18 protein-coding genes are annotated in these 16,208 nt (G+C 46.7%); 7 read left to right on the forward strand and 11 right to left on the reverse strand.

All coding sequences use genetic code 11. From position 1 onward, the window contains the following. Positions 1-96: 96 nt before the first annotated feature. Positions 97-651 (forward strand): glutathione S-transferase family protein, encoded by a 555-nt coding sequence (locus tag QT996_RS17130; RefSeq protein WP_333047902.1) that lies wholly within the window; start codon positions 97-99, stop codon positions 649-651. An 84-nt stretch (positions 652-735) separates the two neighbouring features. Here QT996_RS17130 and QT996_RS17135 read toward each other — a convergent pair whose 3' ends face one another. The 3 genes from QT996_RS17135 to QT996_RS17145 all read right to left on the reverse strand — a co-directional run bounded on the left by QT996_RS17135 (position 736) and on the right by QT996_RS17145 (position 2,740). Further along, positions 736-873, reverse strand: coding sequence for a photosystem II reaction center protein K (locus QT996_RS17135; protein ID WP_006634808.1), 138 nt, complete (start codon positions 871-873; stop codon positions 736-738). A gap of 60 nt (positions 874-933) precedes the next feature. Further along, on the reverse strand, positions 934-2,064 hold the full coding sequence (gene tgt, locus QT996_RS17140; protein WP_333047903.1) for a tRNA guanosine(34) transglycosylase Tgt: 1,131 nt from the start codon (positions 2,062-2,064) through the stop codon (positions 934-936). A gap of 226 nt (positions 2,065-2,290) precedes the next feature. Further along, on the reverse strand, positions 2,291-2,740 hold the full coding sequence (locus tag QT996_RS17145) for a hypothetical protein (RefSeq protein WP_333047904.1): 450 nt from the start codon (positions 2,738-2,740) through the stop codon (positions 2,291-2,293). A 259-nt stretch (positions 2,741-2,999) separates the two neighbouring features. On the opposite strand from QT996_RS17145, the gene cobS reads away from it, so the two are divergent. Further along, positions 3,000-3,797, forward strand: a complete 798-nt coding sequence (gene cobS, locus QT996_RS17150; RefSeq protein WP_333047905.1) for an adenosylcobinamide-GDP ribazoletransferase — start codon at positions 3,000-3,002, stop codon at positions 3,795-3,797. 135 nt (positions 3,798-3,932) lie between these two features. Here the strand turns inward: cobS and QT996_RS17155 are convergent, their stop codons facing one another. Together QT996_RS17155 and QT996_RS17160 are read right to left on the reverse strand one after the other, a co-directional pair. Next, a complete protein-coding gene (locus QT996_RS17155; RefSeq protein WP_333047906.1) occupies positions 3,933-5,684 on the reverse strand; it encodes a hypothetical protein in 1,752 nt (583 codons plus the stop codon). An 80-nt stretch (positions 5,685-5,764) separates the two neighbouring features. Continuing rightward, on the reverse strand, positions 5,765-5,932 hold the full coding sequence (locus tag QT996_RS17160; RefSeq protein WP_333047907.1) for a hypothetical protein: 168 nt from the start codon (positions 5,930-5,932) through the stop codon (positions 5,765-5,767). Between the two features lie 128 nt (positions 5,933-6,060). Here QT996_RS17160 and QT996_RS17165 point away from each other — a divergent pair, with 128 nt between their 5' ends. Together QT996_RS17165 and QT996_RS17170 are read left to right on the forward strand one after the other, a co-directional pair. Next, a complete protein-coding gene (locus QT996_RS17165) occupies positions 6,061-6,297 on the forward strand; it encodes a hypothetical protein (protein ID WP_333047908.1) in 237 nt (78 codons plus the stop codon). A 43-nt stretch (positions 6,298-6,340) separates the two neighbouring features. Continuing rightward, positions 6,341-6,553: a hypothetical protein gene (locus tag QT996_RS17170; protein ID WP_333047909.1), complete on the forward strand. Its 213-nt coding sequence runs from the start codon at positions 6,341-6,343 to the stop codon at positions 6,551-6,553. A 1,594-nt stretch (positions 6,554-8,147) separates the two neighbouring features. On the opposite strand, the gene QT996_RS17175 is transcribed toward QT996_RS17170, so the two are convergent. Beyond that, entirely contained in the window at positions 8,148-8,483 is a 336-nt protein-coding gene (locus QT996_RS17175) for a hypothetical protein (RefSeq protein ID WP_333047910.1), read from the reverse strand. Positions 8,484-8,497: 14 nt separating this feature from the next. Here QT996_RS17175 and QT996_RS28675 point away from each other — a divergent pair, with 14 nt between their 5' ends. Then, entirely contained in the window at positions 8,498-8,557 is a 60-nt protein-coding gene (locus QT996_RS28675; RefSeq protein WP_445301191.1) for a hypothetical protein, read from the forward strand. Between the two features lie 519 nt (positions 8,558-9,076). Here QT996_RS28675 and QT996_RS17180 read toward each other — a convergent pair. The 4 genes from QT996_RS17180 to QT996_RS17195 form a co-directional block, all read right to left on the reverse strand. Continuing rightward, on the reverse strand, positions 9,077-9,544 hold the full coding sequence (locus tag QT996_RS17180) for an MgtC/SapB family protein (RefSeq protein WP_333047911.1): 468 nt from the start codon (positions 9,542-9,544) through the stop codon (positions 9,077-9,079). Between the two features lie 37 nt (positions 9,545-9,581). Continuing rightward, positions 9,582-10,238 (reverse strand): hypothetical protein, encoded by a 657-nt coding sequence (locus QT996_RS17185; protein WP_333047912.1) that lies wholly within the window; start codon positions 10,236-10,238, stop codon positions 9,582-9,584. A 244-nt stretch (positions 10,239-10,482) separates the two neighbouring features. After that, positions 10,483-11,448, reverse strand: coding sequence for a BadF/BadG/BcrA/BcrD ATPase family protein (locus tag QT996_RS17190; protein WP_333047913.1), 966 nt, complete (start codon positions 11,446-11,448; stop codon positions 10,483-10,485). A 72-nt stretch (positions 11,449-11,520) separates the two neighbouring features. Next, a complete protein-coding gene (locus QT996_RS17195) occupies positions 11,521-11,877 on the reverse strand; it encodes a zinc ribbon domain-containing protein (protein WP_333047914.1) in 357 nt (118 codons plus the stop codon). A gap of 215 nt (positions 11,878-12,092) precedes the next feature. Here QT996_RS17195 and QT996_RS17200 point away from each other — a divergent pair, with 215 nt between their 5' ends. Then, entirely contained in the window at positions 12,093-12,419 is a 327-nt protein-coding gene (locus QT996_RS17200; protein ID WP_333047915.1) for a phasin family protein, read from the forward strand. A 255-nt stretch (positions 12,420-12,674) separates the two neighbouring features. Further along, entirely contained in the window at positions 12,675-13,262 is a 588-nt protein-coding gene (locus QT996_RS17205) for an FKBP-type peptidyl-prolyl cis-trans isomerase (protein ID WP_333047916.1), read from the forward strand. Between the two features lie 238 nt (positions 13,263-13,500). Here QT996_RS17205 and QT996_RS17210 read toward each other — a convergent pair whose 3' ends face one another. Next, a complete protein-coding gene (locus tag QT996_RS17210) occupies positions 13,501-16,113 on the reverse strand; it encodes a replicative DNA helicase (RefSeq protein ID WP_333047917.1) in 2,613 nt (870 codons plus the stop codon). Positions 16,114-16,208 lie beyond the last annotated feature (95 nt).

Raw genomic sequence — 16,208 nt, forward strand, 5'->3', positions numbered from 1 at the left:
GCCGTGTGCCGGGAAATTGGCAAGCACGGTTCCGAATGGGAGGGAGAAGATGGTAACATCTTCTCTCGACCCTAACTGTTAAAGGATAAAAAATCCGTGCTGAAACTTTACGGCGGTGCCCGCAGCAGGGCCTCAATTGTCAAGTGGTATCTAGAAGAAATAGAAGTTCCCTACGAATTCGTCATGCTAGATATGCAAGCAGGAGCACACTTGCAGCCAGAGTATCTCGAAATTAACCCGATCGGCAAAGTACCCGCAATTGTTGACGGAGATTTCAAACTTTGGGAATCCGGCGCAATTCTGTTGTATTTAGCTCAAAAACATGGTAAGATGCCCGATAATTTGGAGCAGCAAGCTCAAATAGTGCAGTGGGTCATGTTTGCTAACGCCACCCTGGGGCCGGGAATATTTACAGAAGCAAGTCGCGATCGCGAAACTCCCAAGTTGTTAAAACCGTTAAATGAAATCTTCGAGAAACAGCCGTTTTTAATGGGTGATGAATTTGGCGTAGCCGACGCAGCACTCGGGTCAATGTTGGCATACATTCCGATGATGCTACAACTAGACCTCAGTGCTTATCCGGCCGTTGTAGATTACATCAAGCGGATCTCAGAAAGACCGGCATTTAAAAGTGCGATCGGCGGTAGCTGAACGCAGAAAGAACAACGAAACAAAACTTAACAGCTAAAAGCAGGGGCAATTTGTGAATTGCCCCTGCTTTTGAGGAAATCAAACTTATCTAAATCCGACAGCCGCCTGCCAAACAAAAGCCAGCAGCAAGAAAAATACGGGAATGACCGGCAAAACATTAACCAAAGGCTCAAAAATCGAATAAGCTTCGGGCAGTTTTGCTAAGAGTAATGCAGCTTCCATGAATCAACCTACCTATCCAACAGAATTTTCATAATTGTCGCATATCTTTACCCAAGGCAATCATGATCGATCGACTCTCGGTGCAAGCCAGTGGGCAAACTCTTCAGTAAATCGATCGGCAAAAATCGCCTCCCGCATCCTCCCAGTAAAGCGAATCAACTCCGTCACATTGTGAATCGCCAGCAAAGTATACCCCAGCACTTCGTTAGCCCGCGCCAAATGGGCCAAATAAGCCCGACTGAATTTTTGGCAGGTATAACAAGGACAAGACTCATCCAGCGGAGCAAAATCCTCCCGGAACCGAGCATTTTTCAAACTCCAGCGTTCCCCACCGACAAAAGCCGTCCCGTGGCGGGCCAGCCGAGTCGGAATCACGCAGTCAAACATATCTACCCCACTCGCCACCGCCAGCGCCATTTCCCGGTAAGTCCCAATCCCCATCAAATAACGTGGTTTATTTGCCGGCAACAGAGGTGCAGTCACCTTTACAATCTCTGCGATCAAATCCCCCGATTCCCCCACACTAACGCCGCCGATGGCGTAGCCTGGTAAATCCAAATCTACCAACTGGTTCGCCGCGCGCGATCGCAAATCGGGGAAAACGCCCCCCTGGACGATGCCGAACAAAGCTTGATCCGGGCGCGAGTGAGCTTGAATGCAGCGTTGCAGCCAGCGGTAAGTGCGATTTGTGGCAGCCTCCACCTCCTCCCGCGTAGCGGGGTAAGGGGGACACTCGTCAAAGGCCATAATCACATCAGCGCCCAACTGATTCTGAATTTCGATCGATCGTTCCGGTGTCAAATTAATCATGCGGCCATCGCGGGGAGAGCGAAAAGTCACCCCATTCTCAGAAATAGTCCGCATTTGGCTCAAGCTAAACACCTGAAAGCCACCCGAATCCGTCAGCATCGGGCCCGGCCAAGCCATAAATTTATGCAATCCCCCGGCGCCTGCGACAATCGCTTCCCCCGGCTGCAAGTGCAAGTGATAAGTATTTGCCAAAACCATTTGAGAACCAGCAGCCTCAAGATGTGCAGGTGTCAAAGTTTTGACATTAGCTAGCGTCCCCACTGGCATAAATTTAGGCGTTTCCACAACACCGTGGGGAGTGGCAAAAACCCCTGCACGCGCTTGGGTATGGCTGCAATTAGCCTGACATTTAAAAGAAAATTTCGCCTTGTCCTCAGTCATTAGTCCCCGATGCTCGTTAACCGCTACTCGGCCGTCCGTGTTATTTAATCTATTGTTGATGACATCGCGACAAAAAAAACTATGACCCCGCCCAAAAACGGAGACAAGTTTCCGACAATCGTCGTGGAGGGCAAAAAATTTTAGACCTTAGTTCTACCTCCCAGATTCAAAGCTGCGAGTAAATCTAAAATCTAAAATCTAAAATCTAAAATCGACTGACTGACCATTAAAAAGGGGAATCATCTTCGTCCAATTGCAGATCCCAGTTGCCTGAGAGTACCTGATCGACAACCGCATCCAAAGCCGCAGCATTTAAATTCCGGGCGAATTGCTCTTGCAAAGGATTGGATAGGGGAATTAACCGCAACTGCCGTCCATCTTGAATCAGGTCAAAATAAGCACCATCTTCAGGGGACTGTTTAAGTTCCAGGTAATCAAAACTATAAACGTTCAAATAAAGCGCATGGTTGGCAATCAGGGTAGAACGGTCCGGGTTGGCGAAGACTTCGAGCACATAACCTTCCCCTTCGCTATAAATCTGGCCATCTTGTATGTGAAGGTAGCGGACACGTCCTAAATCAAACAGCAATCTTTTGATATCGCGTTTGTTGACGACAATCCCTGTATCGATGATGCAAGGAGCAACTACCCTGTTATTCAATTGATCGTGACTCATGGAGTAAAAGCCTCTGTTGTAGTATTTTCCCGTCTTGAAAATCAGGGAGTTAGCTAGAATTCTTGGGAAGGGAAACGCGGATCTTGAGTTTAGTCATTTTAGATAGAGAGCTTGGGGATCGCTGCCGACAGAGGTTTTCCGGGGAAAAGAGCTCGGACAGGAGGAATGCTCGATCCAAAAAAACTAGGGTGTTACAGTCCAATTCTGGCACACGCTAATCGATTGACAACTGCATAACAGATGAAAAATTTTCTATCTTATGGTGCATGATAAATGGGTTCGCTCTACGATCGACTTTTTCCGGAATCAAGGCGCTGCCATCGCAGCCGCAGTCGCTTTTTATACTTGTTTACCCGTACCGGTGTCTTGGACTTTGGAGTTTCGGGGCATTGCCCGCTTGGCACCGGCGATCGGGCTTTTGATTGGGGGGATGCTGGGACTGGCGGATGTTGGGTTGCAGTTGTTGGGAATGCCTGCTCTGACTCGATCGGCCTTGGTGGTAGTCTTGGGCATCGCGGTGACTGGCGGGCTGCACCTAGACGGGGCAATGGACGCGGCGGACGGGCTGGCTGTACCCGACCCGGTACGCAGGCTGGAAGTCATGCGGGACAGCGTTACAGGGGCCTTTGGGGCGATGGCTGCGATCGCGATCGTGCTGCTGAAAACTGCCGCTCTCTCGGACTTGAATAACTATCGGTGGCTGGCTTTGATGGGTGTCGCCGGTTGGGGAAGGTGGGCCCAACTGGTGGCGATCGCCCGCTATCCCTATCTCCGGGCCGAGGGTAAGGGAGCTTTTCACAAAGAATCGATTTATTCTCCTTTTGATTTTATCCCCGGAGTGCTGTTGCTGCTGAGTTTGAGCGTGGTGCAAGTTGTCTTGGAGGGCGATCGGTGGCTGTTGGCGGTGGGGATGGCTTTGGGGGGAAGTGCGATCGGAATTTTTGCCGGAGCCTGGTTTAACCACCGTTTGGGTGGCCACACGGGCGATACTTACGGTGCTGTAGTCGAGTGGACGGAGGCTTTGTTGCTGTGTCTTTTGGCGGCTTTGGAAGGGTGAAGATGCAATGCTTGGGTTTTTTGTTTGCGCTTTTCCTTTACCTATACCCTCGCAGCAATGGCATATTTGGGTTTAAAAAAACGGTTTCAAATGAATGGAAAATGCAACTGCAAATTTTCCATTCACTCTTAATTTTTACGCTTTCGGCTCAACCCAAACCGTCATCCCCTCAACCCTCAAACCTTTGCCGCGAGTGCCGCAATATTGACCGTTAGCAGTAACAGGAGTATCACCTACATTCTGGATGTGAGCCGTATAAAATACATCGTATTTATCAGCTCCCGGCCCAGTCAGCCGCGCGGCAAATCCCTCAATGCGCTTCGCTTTGCCACGGAAACCGGCTAGATCCCCTTCCGAGATCCAAGCAGTATCGCCAACTCCTTCAACGTGAGCCATGTACTGCAAATTTAAACCGGCAACGGGAGGCTCTATTTTAATTTGAAATCCTTCGACGCGGCGGCCTTGAGCTTTAGTGCCTGCATATTCTCGATCGCTAAAAGTTCGATCGCCAATTCCTTGAATGTGCGCCAACACTTTTAAACCCACAGGTGCCGCTTTTTGGGAACTCGCAGACTGCGCGATCCAAACTTTGATGCCCTCTATTCTCAAAGCTTTGCCACGAGTACCGCAATATTCGCCATTGGAGGACACCTCAGTGTCGCCGATATTCTGAATGTGAGCGGTATAAAATACGTCGTACTTATCAGCTTGCGGCCCGCTCAATCGCACTGCAAATCCTTCAATTCGTTTCGCTTGACCCCGAAAACCGGCCAATTCTCCCTGGCTGAGCCAACGAGTATCCCCCACACCTTCGACGTGAGCCATGTACTCGACATTTAAGCCGGGAATTGGCGGATCGATACTAATTTGAAATCCTTCGATGCGGCGCCCTTGAGCTTTTGTACCCGCGTATTCTTGAGCACCGAAAGTTCGATCGCCAATTCCCTGAATGTGCACCAAAACTTTGATTCCCAAACCGCCCTCTACTGCCACCGCTGGTTGAATGTCCCGAGGTGCCCCAAAAACAATGTTCCCGGAACCGGTTGTCTGAAGAGACTTAGGTACTTCCACGCTGGGAACAATAATCACCTCGTGCATGGGGACAGATGGTGCGGGGGATTCCAAAATCTGGATCTGTGGCGCAACTGTAACTTTTTTCGGTGCCACATTTCCTGACGGGATGACAATCACTTCTGGCAAAGGTTCGGCGCTGATTTTTTGTTCGGGCGCTGCTTTAAATGCGGGTTCGACTTTTGCAGGTGTGGCTTTTACCATCTCAGCAATGGTTAATTTGCCTCTGGAAATGGCTACAGCTATTTGTTTGCCAAAAGCGGCGCTGACTGTTTCTTCGAGAATTACCCACTGTTCGTCATCTAATTTGTCTTGCTGTTCCACCAGGGCCAGCACTGCTGAAACTGGGTGTTTGCCGCTGACTAAGGATTCGGCGTCGGAATGCAGTTGAGTTGGGGTGGATTCGGAAATCGCGCGCTGCAGTTCGCGGGCTTTGGCATGAACTGATTGTAAGGGTGCGAAGTCGCTTTGTTCGCGGTGGGCGATCGCCAATACTCGATCGAGCACTTTCAAAGCTGCATCGCGAATTTCTGCTTTACCTTCAGAAGCTGCGGCAGTCTCGACTAAGTTTTGAATGTCTTTGAGGGAAGCAATTTCCCCCGGGGCGATCGCGGATTTGTTTGCTTCGAGAGCTTGTTTTTGGACTGCAGCAAAGTTGCGGCTGTAGGCGGCTACTTCTTGCAGCAAGCTGTCAGAGGGAGGAAGGCCGGAGTCTTGCAGTTGTTTTGCTGCCATTGACAGGCGATCGGCCAAATTAGCATAAGTTTCCGATAGTCGGGCTATTTGTTGTAGCAAATCTTTATGAGCTAGTTCCATATGTCTTGCCGTAAATATTTAACTTGCTGATTATAGACGTTGAGCGTCTTCTGAAGGTAGAAGGCAGTAGTCATTAGTCATTACTCCCAGGGAAAAAGAAAAATGCTTCCCCTCTCCGACTCCTCCACTCGGACACTCTCCGACTCCCCCACCCAGACACCCGGACACTCTCCGACTTCCCACTCTCCGACTCCTCCTCTGGCATCCCCCGCGTGATCGCCGTCACAACCGTGCAAATACTTAGTCACACTCTGCGACTCCGGCTGTCACGACGGGCCTCTCAAAATGTCACACAAATCGAGCCATAGCCGTCACTGCGGACTTGATTTAAACGGTTGATACTGAGGCTATTCAACCAATAAAACGCAGAAGTGTTATGGTACTCATTCGCGACCTCGCCCAACAAGCTCTGACCCAAGGTTATCTAACTATTGAAGCGGAAAATCAACTGCGGCGGATGTTAACTAACACTCAGTATGACTTAGAAGACTTAAATGCTTTTATGACTTTGCAACTAGCAGCTATGTCCGGAGGAGTGAAACAAGAGTCTCGCGAGCTGAAACAATTTGAAACCTTGGGCGAGACCCCTAGGAAATTTCCTATTAGTAATTAGTTGGCTTTTGATACATTAAAAATTAGTAAGGAACATTTCTATTATGCGGATTCGTGAAGTTGTCAAACAAGCTATGGTGGCTGGATTTCTGAGTTGGGAAGCGGAAAATGAAATGCAGAAAATTTTTTCCTCAGCGAAGTGTGATTTGGAAGATCTGAATGCTTTTATGAGCTTGCAGTTAGCTGCAATGGCGGGTCGCGTCAGAAAAGAGTCTTTGGAATCGATCAATTTGCCCAACTTTTCGGGAGAAAGTTAATCCGCTTTATTCCGTCTTCGGGCTGGATATATCTTAACTCCTGTGCCAGAAAACAGAATTATATGATAATTGAATTCTCTCCTAAAGTTTCTACTGTTTAGAGCTAAAGTTGGGGTAGATTTAAAACCAGGTGTGTTAATTTACATTAACTCATCTTAAAAAAATTATTTAAGTTTGTAGTGAGGATTGAAGTCCTAAAAGACAATGCTTGGATGACTGCCAACAATTTTATGAAAATTGATTAACTACACTTGCTGTGAAACAGCTAAGGTTATGTAATTTAGCTCTACCGCTATCAAATTTGTTGGTAATGAGGACTTTATTCCTCATAAAAGTCCCTCGGACTGAAGGCTCACTAAAAACATTATAACGGTTATTTTACCATACCTTATCAGAAAACTGGGTTTAAAACCCCGTCACTTCGGCTACGCTCAGTGCATCGCCTTATAGGACGGCTTTAATTGTAAACCTTTGTTGCCAAGCTTAGTTTTTCCTATATGCATTGGTAACAAGTTAAGCTAAGAAAGCATTTGTCAATCAGCAATTATGCTCAACATTTACTCGGATTTTGGACATAAAACTGAGATTTGGGCGATCGAGGAATCATGCCGAGGGTGATATTTATACTTACTACTTCTCAAATCGTGAATTTTCCACTCCTAAAAAAGCAGTTTTTTTGAGTAATATTACTGATTGAAAGGTGATAATTATACCTAATCCCTCTCAAATCGTGAATTTTCCACTCCTAAAAAAGCAGTTTTTTTGAGTAATATTACTGATTGAAAAATGCAATTAAGTCTTAACTTGTCACCAATGCCTATATGAGGAGTATGAACTCGCTAGAACCAGGGTTTATACAAACTTGACAAGTCCTGCCCATTTATATTGCTCTTGTAAAGATTAGCTTTAGGTACTTGCATAGTTTTGGTACCGCTGTTACAGTGAAAATGTGGAATAAAAAAAGGTTCCAAACAAATCCATCTAAAGTCACTCGGCAAACAACAAAGGGAGTTTCGATAAATGAAAACTACATTATTAAAAGCACTGTGTCTCGCATTCATCTCTCTACCAGTCGCATTACAACAAGCTAAAGCTGATACCCTAACTGTAAACTTGAGTGATGTAACTAATACTAATACTGGAAATTACCCTACACTTAGATTCACCCTTTCAGATACTGGACTTGCGGCTGGCACTGTCAAAGTTAAAGTTGAAGTTGTACCAGGTCCCACCGGCGGTATCGGTGACTTACGTGCTGTTTACTTTAACATACCTAGTGGCGTAACTAATGCTTCGATTACTCCGATCGCAGGAAGTGGTATTACTCAACAAAGTACCACCGGTCCTTCTTTTGGTAAGAGTGCAAATCTAAACGGATCGGGGGCTACTTTTGGTGCTGGTGTTGAAGTTGGTGTTCAAGGCATCGGCGGCAATCCTCCTGACGACTGGAGAAGCACTGAATTTACCGTTAGTGGTACAGGCTTGACCTTGGCTAAATTTGCTTCAACGCAATTCGGCGGCAGAATGATGAGCGTTAGCACTTCCGCCAATGGCGCTAGAACTGCGAGCAGTAAGACTCTCGGTACTGCACCTTCTACCGTCGTAGCATCAGCCCCAGCGCCAGCGCCAGCACCAGCCCCAGCGCCAGCGCCAGCCCCAGCACCAGCGCCAGCGCCAGCGCCAGCACCAGCCCCAGCACCAGCCCCAGCGCCAATTTCACTAACACCATCACCAGCACCAGCGCCAGCGCCAGCGCCAGCACCAGCACCAGCGCCAGCACCAGCGCCAGCACCAGCGCCAGCGCCAGCACCAGCCCCAGCGCCAATATCACTAACACCATCACCAGCACCAGCACCAGCGCCAGCGCCTGCACCAGCGCCATCACTATCACCCGCAACTGAGCCTGAACCAGTAGCAGTTCCAGAACCAATCACAATGGTAGGTATGGGCTTAGGTTTAGGCGCACTGGTCGCACGTCGCCGGCATCAAAACAAAAAGAACTAACTGACACTTAGACTAAAATCCTGCCTTAGCTTTAAGCTGGGGCGGGATACTTCATTTTTGGGATTAACTTTTTATAGCAGAAGTCTGAAGTCTGAAACTATTTAAGGATAATTATATTATTTCTGAGTACAGGGGAATTATATATTTTGTGGTGCGGGCCGGAAAGATAGTAGGGTGCGTCAGTAAATAAGCGTTTCCCATGTATAGTAAGTGTTCTAGGTGACGCACCTTACCTAGAGCGTTAATGGTTTAAATGCGTAACAGCTTAGCTAATATTAGGTAACTTGGCTCGACCGCAATCAAATTTGTTGGTAATGAGGACTTTATTCCTCATAAAAGTCCCTCGGACTGAAGGCTCACTAAAAATATTATAACGGTTATTTTACCATACCTTATACTAATTCTAAAAAATCATGCAACAGTAGCTGTAGGGTGCATACAGTCTTTCACGAAACAAACCAAAAACTTATAACTGTTCCAAGATTTGGGATAATTGGTATTATTATATAATCACTGAGACTATTTCCGACGAGCCCGAGGCTCTAACTTTTTAATTACTCTCAGAACAAACAGTGACATTAAAGCGCCAATTAATGCCAGTTGCCACAACCCGCATCCTGCCGCAGTTCCTAAAGCTGCTGATACCCAAATAGCGGCGGCAGAGGTAAGCCCGTGAACTTCAGGTTTGCCTCTTTCCTGCTGAGATTCCCGCAGGATTTCTCCACCTCCCAAAAACCCAATCCCGGCAGCAATGCCTTGAATTACGCGCGCTACAGCATCTCCTCCGTTTTCATTTTTACCCATTGCCAGCGGCATTAAAACAAACAGTGCAGAACCCATACTAACTAGCATATGAGTTCTCAATCCCGCTGGTTTGTGCCGGAGTTGGCGCTCCCATCCAATAATGCCGCCAACAAACATGGCTAGGCACAACCTTAATAGTATGCCTAGCCAATTATCGGGAGCCCACAAGTTAGCGATCGACAATGTTTTACTGCAAATAATTAATCGGAAGATTCCAATATTAGCGGAGTACGATGTCCGATCGCAATCTCACTGCCAAATCTTGTTCCGGGCGAATCACGATCACGTCAACGCTGCGTCGCCCTAACAATACTCCAGCTAAAGCGCCGATTCCAGCGCCTCCTAATACTTCTTCAGTCGCGATCGCTTTGTCGCCGGTAATCCCTGCTAGTGCTGCTGCTGCTGCTGCACCCAATGCTGCACCTTGCCCTACTGAACCTGCGCCAGCACCTTTTTGGACTCTTTCGGTTCGGGTAATAATCCCAGAATTCCCGTCAATCCGATAGCGTTGGCGGCGGCTGACAATTAACTCTCTGGCAACAAATTGAGTACCCATTTGATTGCCCCTTCTGACAGGTCGTAGTTCCCCGACAATCTGGCTGCCGGCAGGGATTAATACTCTTCCTTGATCTGTGCGGATGTCTCGCGCCACTGTTAAAGTTAACGGTGCAGTTTCTTCGCGGGTGACAACTATTTTGTCTTTTTCATAGCTAACTGGAATGACACTGCCCGACGGAATTCGGATGCTATCAAATTGTGAAATTCGTTGTTGGGCTTCTGCGGGAGTAGCTACCACTAGCGGCGCGCTAGTTCCAACTGTAATGCCCAGTGCGAGGATTGCTGCTGTTGCTGAACGCCATTTTTGAGAAGTAATCATATAAATTGTCTCCTTGCTGCTGTTTTTGTTTACTTAGGAACGCACTACTGCTAAATTTGTTTCTCGTTTCGTATTCATCTGATGTTTTGATTATGGCAGCCCGGAATTATACAAGTTGGGAAGATAAGGTAGATAATCCAGAAGTTGAAAATGTGGAAAAATCGAGAAAATCGGCAAGATAGGGGCGATCGGGAAGATAAGGAAGATAGTCAAAAGTCAGCAGTCAACACTCAACAGTCAACAATTAATTGTTGAGAGCGTTTAAAGCTAACAATCCAGCACCGAAAGCTGGTTCGTATCGGGGCGAAATTACCTGAGCTTTTGGGGCGATCGCACTTATGGCCGCTTCAAACCGACCCCGAAAATTTGCCTCCCCGCCCCACACACCCCCTACGATCACAATTTCAAATTCTTCTGTTTGGTTAAATAGCGCTGAAATGGCTATTTTTGTTGAATAGGTTAATTCTGCCACAGCATTATTGATAATGCCGTCAGCGACGCGATCGCCCTCTGCTGCTGCTTGATCGACAATCGGCGCTAAAGTAGCAATTTCTTTGACTCCCCAACCGCGCCCGTAAACGACTTCTACCAATTCTTCTAGGTTATTGAGGCCTAAATGCTTTTGAAATTTTTCCGCAAGCGTGGTAAAATCTTCGCGTCCGTCATAGAACTTCAAAGCAGCTTGCAAACCCTCAAGGGCGATGTCATATCCGCTGCCTTCATCGCCCAAAATATATCCCCAACCGCCGACTCGTTTAGTTTTCCCTTGACGGTTTTGCCCGAAAACAATCGAACCGGTTCCGGAAATAACGGCAATACCCACTGGATGACCTGTACCGCCAGCAAGTGCGATCGCGCAGTCGCTGCAAATTACTATATTCCTGGGCAGGAATGAGCGGGTTACTGGTAAAGTATTCGTCAACTGCAAGTTCTGCACTACAAATTGCACTATTTCACGATCTTTGGGACGCCCGACGCCTGCTAGTCCCAGACCAATTGCTTCTATGTTGAGATTGCCTACAGCCTCGACCTGAGCGGACAGAACTGCTCGTTCGATCGCCAATTGGATGGATTGTTTTGCTGTCTCAATTCCCAGGGTTTGATAATTAGACGGCCCTGCTTCACCCCGTCCTAAAACAAAGTGGTTGTCATCCATTAAAAGGCAGATAGTTTTAGTGCCGCCGCCATCGATGCCGAATACGTAGCTCATGAATAATTTAGAGAATAATAGAGCAACCCAGATTAACAGATATCTCTCTATTCTACGCTTTGTACAATCCGATTAAATCGACAGAGCAATGCTAATAATAATTAAACCTAATAAAGCTAACCAAACGAGATGGCGCTGACACCAATTTTTGAGTGATTGCGGCCAGCCGCCGCTGATGTAACGGCTCGTCTGTGGCACAAGTGGCTCAGCTCGATCGTGATAAAGCGTGCATTCTTTGGCAAAGGGACGCTGCGGGTAGTTGCAAGTGTCGTCTTCGTGATAAATACAGGTAGCACACAGAAATTCTTCGGGTTTCGATCGATAAAGAGGGATACCCGGATGACCGAAAGCTTTGAGGGAGATTTTGCAGTGTGGACAGGCGAGGGCTTGGGCGTCTACAGGTTGGTGACAGCGGGGGCAATCAGGCATAGACAGCAGGGTGATGGGGTAATGTGGTGGGTAGGCTCATTAGCGGGTTTTCCGAACGCCGATTAGCGCGATCGACTCCCCATCAGGCGGCTGAATGCTCCAAAATAGAAAGGTAGATGTGCGCTGATGTAACTTTAAGTTTACAGATGGTTTCGCAGCGACAGCAGGCGACCTGAGCCGATCGGGAATGAACAGGCAAACAACTGGAAAAATCTATGGATAACAATAGCAACTTACTCAAACAACTGGTAATGCTGGGCATTGGTACTACCTCTCTGGTAGCCGAGAAATTGCAGGAAGCTAGCGAGCAATGGGTCAAAGATGGCAAAATCAATCCCGAGCAAGCCAAAACCTTTGTCGATGACGTGACGGAACACCTCAAGTCTGAGCAGGGCAATTGGGATACGCAGTTGCAGCGGCAATTGCGGAATATTCTCCAAGATATGGGAGTCCCCCGACAGTCCGAAATGGATGAGTTGCGGGGAAGGCTCGATCGTCTCGAACGTCAGATGCGGGATTTAGAAAACCGTAACTGGCGCTGAGTTCGATCGGGTCGCGCGGTTCGCTACTATCTTGTGATAAGATTGTCACCCGAAGGCAGAAGGCTCAAAAAGGCACTTATGTAGAAGCCACTTATGTATAATTACAAACATTTTGACTTCATACTTTTGCCTTTAAAATTATCTGGAACCTGCCATTTTTTGGTGGAAAAATTCCGATAAAATTGGTAGTTTTTTTTGTACTAGATGTCTTAGATATCTGAGATATCGCGGTTAAAAGTATTAGGAGGATTAATTTTGCGAGGAGTTCTAGTCAGCTTGGGGGTAATGCTGGTTTGCTTTGTGTTTTTGATAGTCGCTCAAATGGGCGGTTCTGGGTCCCAAGCAGTTGCCGCCGAATTGAACAATCTTTTACCCGAGACTGCTATTGAGAATTTGTCAGCGCCGTCTTTGAAAGAAGATAGCTTGCTAGTAGCTGATGCTACTTTACCGGAGGTACCAGCTACTATCGCTGGCAATAACATGACTGATAATACTGAGAAAACTGTCACCACAGATTCAGGTCTGAAATATGTTGAATTGAAAGAGGGTAATGGGGCGACTCCAAAAACCGGGCAGACGGTTGTCGTGCACTACACTGGAACTTTGGAGGATGGCACGAAGTTTGACAGTTCGCGCGATCGCAATTCTCCTTTTCAGTTCAAAATTGGCGTGGGTCAAGTAATTAAGGGTTGGGATGAAGGTGTCGGTACGATGAAAGTTGGAGAGCGCCGCAAGTTGATTATTCCCCCTGAACTCGGTTACGGCGCTCGCGGTGCGGGCGGGGTGATTCCTCCTAATGCTACGCTGATTTTTGATGTGGAATTGTTGAAAATCGCTGGCTAGGTAGCTCAATCTAATTCAACGTAAAACTTTTACGGTGTTTAGAAACCCGGTTTTTTTAAGAAACCGGGTTTCTGTGTAAGAGCGCGTTTGGTAAATAACTACAATATTTGTAGTGGCAGGTTTCACCAACAATCTTTCATTCATATCGATACGAAAATATCTATAAACCCGCCCCCACTTAATCGACCAAACATTTATGACTGCCAATTCAACGGACATAATATCAGCCCTAGTTGATTTACGATCGCTTCGGAGATGCCAGATTGCGAAAGCAGGTAAATTGGGCGTCGAATAATAGTTTGATGATTCCTGTGGGGCCGTTTCTGTGTTTGGTAATAATTACTTCTGCAATTCCGCGATCGGGCGAATCAGGGTTGTAATATTCATCACGGTAGAGCATAATTACTAAATCTGCGTCTTGCTCGATACTATTATGAACTATGATGTCATTAGCGACAAAATTATGCAGTGCAGGCACGGTTAAATCGTAAACCTCTGCTTCGCCATCAACTTCTATTGAGGCGATTTCATCCCAGTAAATATCGCTCTTCGATAATAGGGAAAGTTCATCAGATTTAACAATTGTAGCTACTCTCAATGCTCGTTCCCGACCGAGATTGTGTTTGTAAAGGGTTGTACCACAATATAAGTTGCCAAGCTGTACTTGCATCTGGCGTGTAGTTAAACCAAATTGCTGCATAGCAGGAACAGCATACATTTTCCACACATCACGGGGTATGACATCTCTATTAGTATTGCTAGAACGAATTTCAATGTATTCTGCAATTTCTGTCAGAGCTTGCTGTTTGTAGTTACCTACTGCACCAATCAACTGAATAAACTTATCTAAATCAGGTCTTCCAGTAACCCAAACTTGAAGTTGATCTCGCCCTTTCCCTAGCTGGGGGCTTAAAAATAAGCGGGCATTGATACCAAGTCTGAGTAACAGTGACTGAACATCTCTTGCCAATTTTTCACTACTGGAAGCATAGTAAACACTAGGGTAATGACATTTACCCCTACCTGTTTTTATGCAACCATCAGTACACCAAAGATGGCGTAAAAATAAAGCTATTGCTTCTTGAGGCTGCTCAAATATTTGATTAGGGACAAATTTCTGGTACGAACGCAGACCAAAAACACCTAAAGCATCTAGCCATTCAGTTACAGGATTCCTCACATTATGTGTGAGATGATAGGCAGCAGGAAGATAAACTTGATACCAATCACGTTCTTTACAAATACGAGGTATGATTCGCTCTCCAAAGACTTCTATTGCAAGATTTGCAACTGTATTCGCTAAATCTTCCTCTCGAGTAGTGTATTGAATAACGTGTCGAGGTAGAGTACATCCGTCTCCAATCATGTGTCCTAGCAAGGCTATTTCGGCATTGTCCATCGATTGGATGAAGGAACTTGATACGTATCTAGGTAGGGCAATGCGATCGCCTATTTTTAACTCGTCCAATCGTCGCCAGCCGTGAATGGTTAAGAACTTATGATTGCCCGTGGCTCTAATTGCTCGTCCCAAACGAGTTTGCAGTCGTAGTAGAGGCTTAACACCTGTAGCAAACGCATTGCTAACAACGGCTTTTTCTAACTGCATGGTGGCTTCATTGAGCGCCCAAACTGTGAAGCCAGATTTTCCTACTAATTCACGAATGGGTACGCGCACACCAGTATCTGCTAGCATTACCAAACTATCACCTGTTAAGCAGCCACTTTCTCTCAAATCAGACATCATCGGCCGCTTGTTTGTCCTTGCTTCCACACCCCGACTCAACTGAGATAAGGCAATAATCGGCACGTTGAGTTCTCGGGCTAAACCTTTAAGACTTCTGGTAATTCGAGATAGTTCTTGCACGCGGTTGTCGCTGCTACCTTCCATTAATTGCAGGTAATCTAGCAAGACTAATCCTAGTGTTCCGCCTTGTTCTGCTTGGAGGCGGCGGACTTTCGATCGTATTTCTGTGACGGTAATATTGGGAGTATCGTCAATAAATAGTGGCAGTTCTGATAAATTGCCAATGGCTGTACTGATTGGTTCCCATTCGTTTTGACTGATTCTACCCGATCGCAACCGGTTACTTTCTATTTTGGCTTCGCTGGACAGGATACGCTGCACTAGCTGTTCTTTCGACATTTCTAAGCTGAAAACGGCAACCGGCAATTTCTGCAGTCCGGCGGCGATGTGGTGGGCGATGTTGGTACAGAAAGCCGTCTTCCCCATCGCCGGTCTAGCCGCAACGATGATTAAATCCGATCGCTGAAAGCCTCCTGTCATAGCATCTAAGTCATAGAAACCGCAGGGAATGCCGGGAAGCGTGAGACCTTCATTGCGATTTTCTAGGTCTTGAAATGTTTGGTTTAGCGTTTCGCCGATCGACACTAAATCCTGTTGCGGGCGTTCTTGAGTTATGCTGAAAATTTCTTGTTCGGCGCGGTCTAAGACTGTTTCTAGTGGTGTTGCCGTCTCGTAGCCTAATTGTACTATGTTGTTGCCAGCTTCGATTAATTTGCGACGCTGATATTTGTCTTCAACTAAAACTGCATATTGGTCGATGTTGACTGCAGAAACTGTACGATCGACTAATTGTGCTAATTTAGTTAGTCCTCCTACTTGCTCTAACTGGTTGCGGTCGGTTAGCGCAGTTGTTACCGTCATTAAATCGGTAGGTTGACCCTGTAAAAATAGCCCTAATGCCGATCGATAAATGACTTGATGAGCGGTGATGGCAAAAAACTCCGGCCGCAGAAGTTCGGCAATTCGGGAAATAGCTTCGGGGTCAATTAAAATCCCGCCCAAAATTGCTTCTTCTGCCTCTATATTTGTCGGCATCAAATCGCTCATTAGTCAATAGTTCTCAATCATTAGTCATTGGTCATTAGTTATTAGTCATTAGTTTAGAACTTACGCACCAACTCTATCTGTAGGGTGCTTATGAG

The organism is Microcoleus sp. S13C4 (genome assembly GCF_036700865.1).
Classification (GTDB): Bacteria; Cyanobacteriota; Cyanobacteriia; order Cyanobacteriales; family Microcoleaceae; genus Microcoleus.

What these genes read in the sequence shown, in the direction of transcription:
- QT996_RS17135 (WP_006634808.1), bottom strand. Translation starts at nt 873, where the DNA reads ATGGAAGCTGCATTACTCTTAGCAAAACTGCCCGAAGCTTATTCGATT.
- tgt (WP_333047903.1), bottom strand. Translation starts at nt 2,064, where the DNA reads ATGACTGAGGACAAGGCGAAATTTTCTTTTAAATGTCAGGCTAATTGC.
- QT996_RS17145 (WP_333047904.1), bottom strand. Translation starts at nt 2,740, where the DNA reads ATGAGTCACGATCAATTGAATAACAGGGTAGTTGCTCCTTGCATCATC.
- cobS (WP_333047905.1), top strand. Translation starts at nt 3,000, where the DNA reads ATGGTGCATGATAAATGGGTTCGCTCTACGATCGACTTTTTCCGGAAT.
- QT996_RS17155 (WP_333047906.1), bottom strand. Translation starts at nt 5,684, where the DNA reads ATGGAACTAGCTCATAAAGATTTGCTACAACAAATAGCCCGACTATCG.
- QT996_RS17165 (WP_333047908.1), top strand. Translation starts at nt 6,061, where the DNA reads ATGGTACTCATTCGCGACCTCGCCCAACAAGCTCTGACCCAAGGTTAT.
- QT996_RS17170 (WP_333047909.1), top strand. Translation starts at nt 6,341, where the DNA reads ATGCGGATTCGTGAAGTTGTCAAACAAGCTATGGTGGCTGGATTTCTG.
- QT996_RS17185 (WP_333047912.1), bottom strand. Translation starts at nt 10,238, where the DNA reads ATGATTACTTCTCAAAAATGGCGTTCAGCAACAGCAGCAATCCTCGCA.
- QT996_RS17190 (WP_333047913.1), bottom strand. Translation starts at nt 11,448, where the DNA reads ATGAGCTACGTATTCGGCATCGATGGCGGCGGCACTAAAACTATCTGC.
- QT996_RS17195 (WP_333047914.1), bottom strand. Translation starts at nt 11,877, where the DNA reads ATGCCTGATTGCCCCCGCTGTCACCAACCTGTAGACGCCCAAGCCCTC.
- QT996_RS17200 (WP_333047915.1), top strand. Translation starts at nt 12,093, where the DNA reads ATGGATAACAATAGCAACTTACTCAAACAACTGGTAATGCTGGGCATT.
- QT996_RS17210 (WP_333047917.1), bottom strand. Translation starts at nt 16,113, where the DNA reads ATGAGCGATTTGATGCCGACAAATATAGAGGCAGAAGAAGCAATTTTG.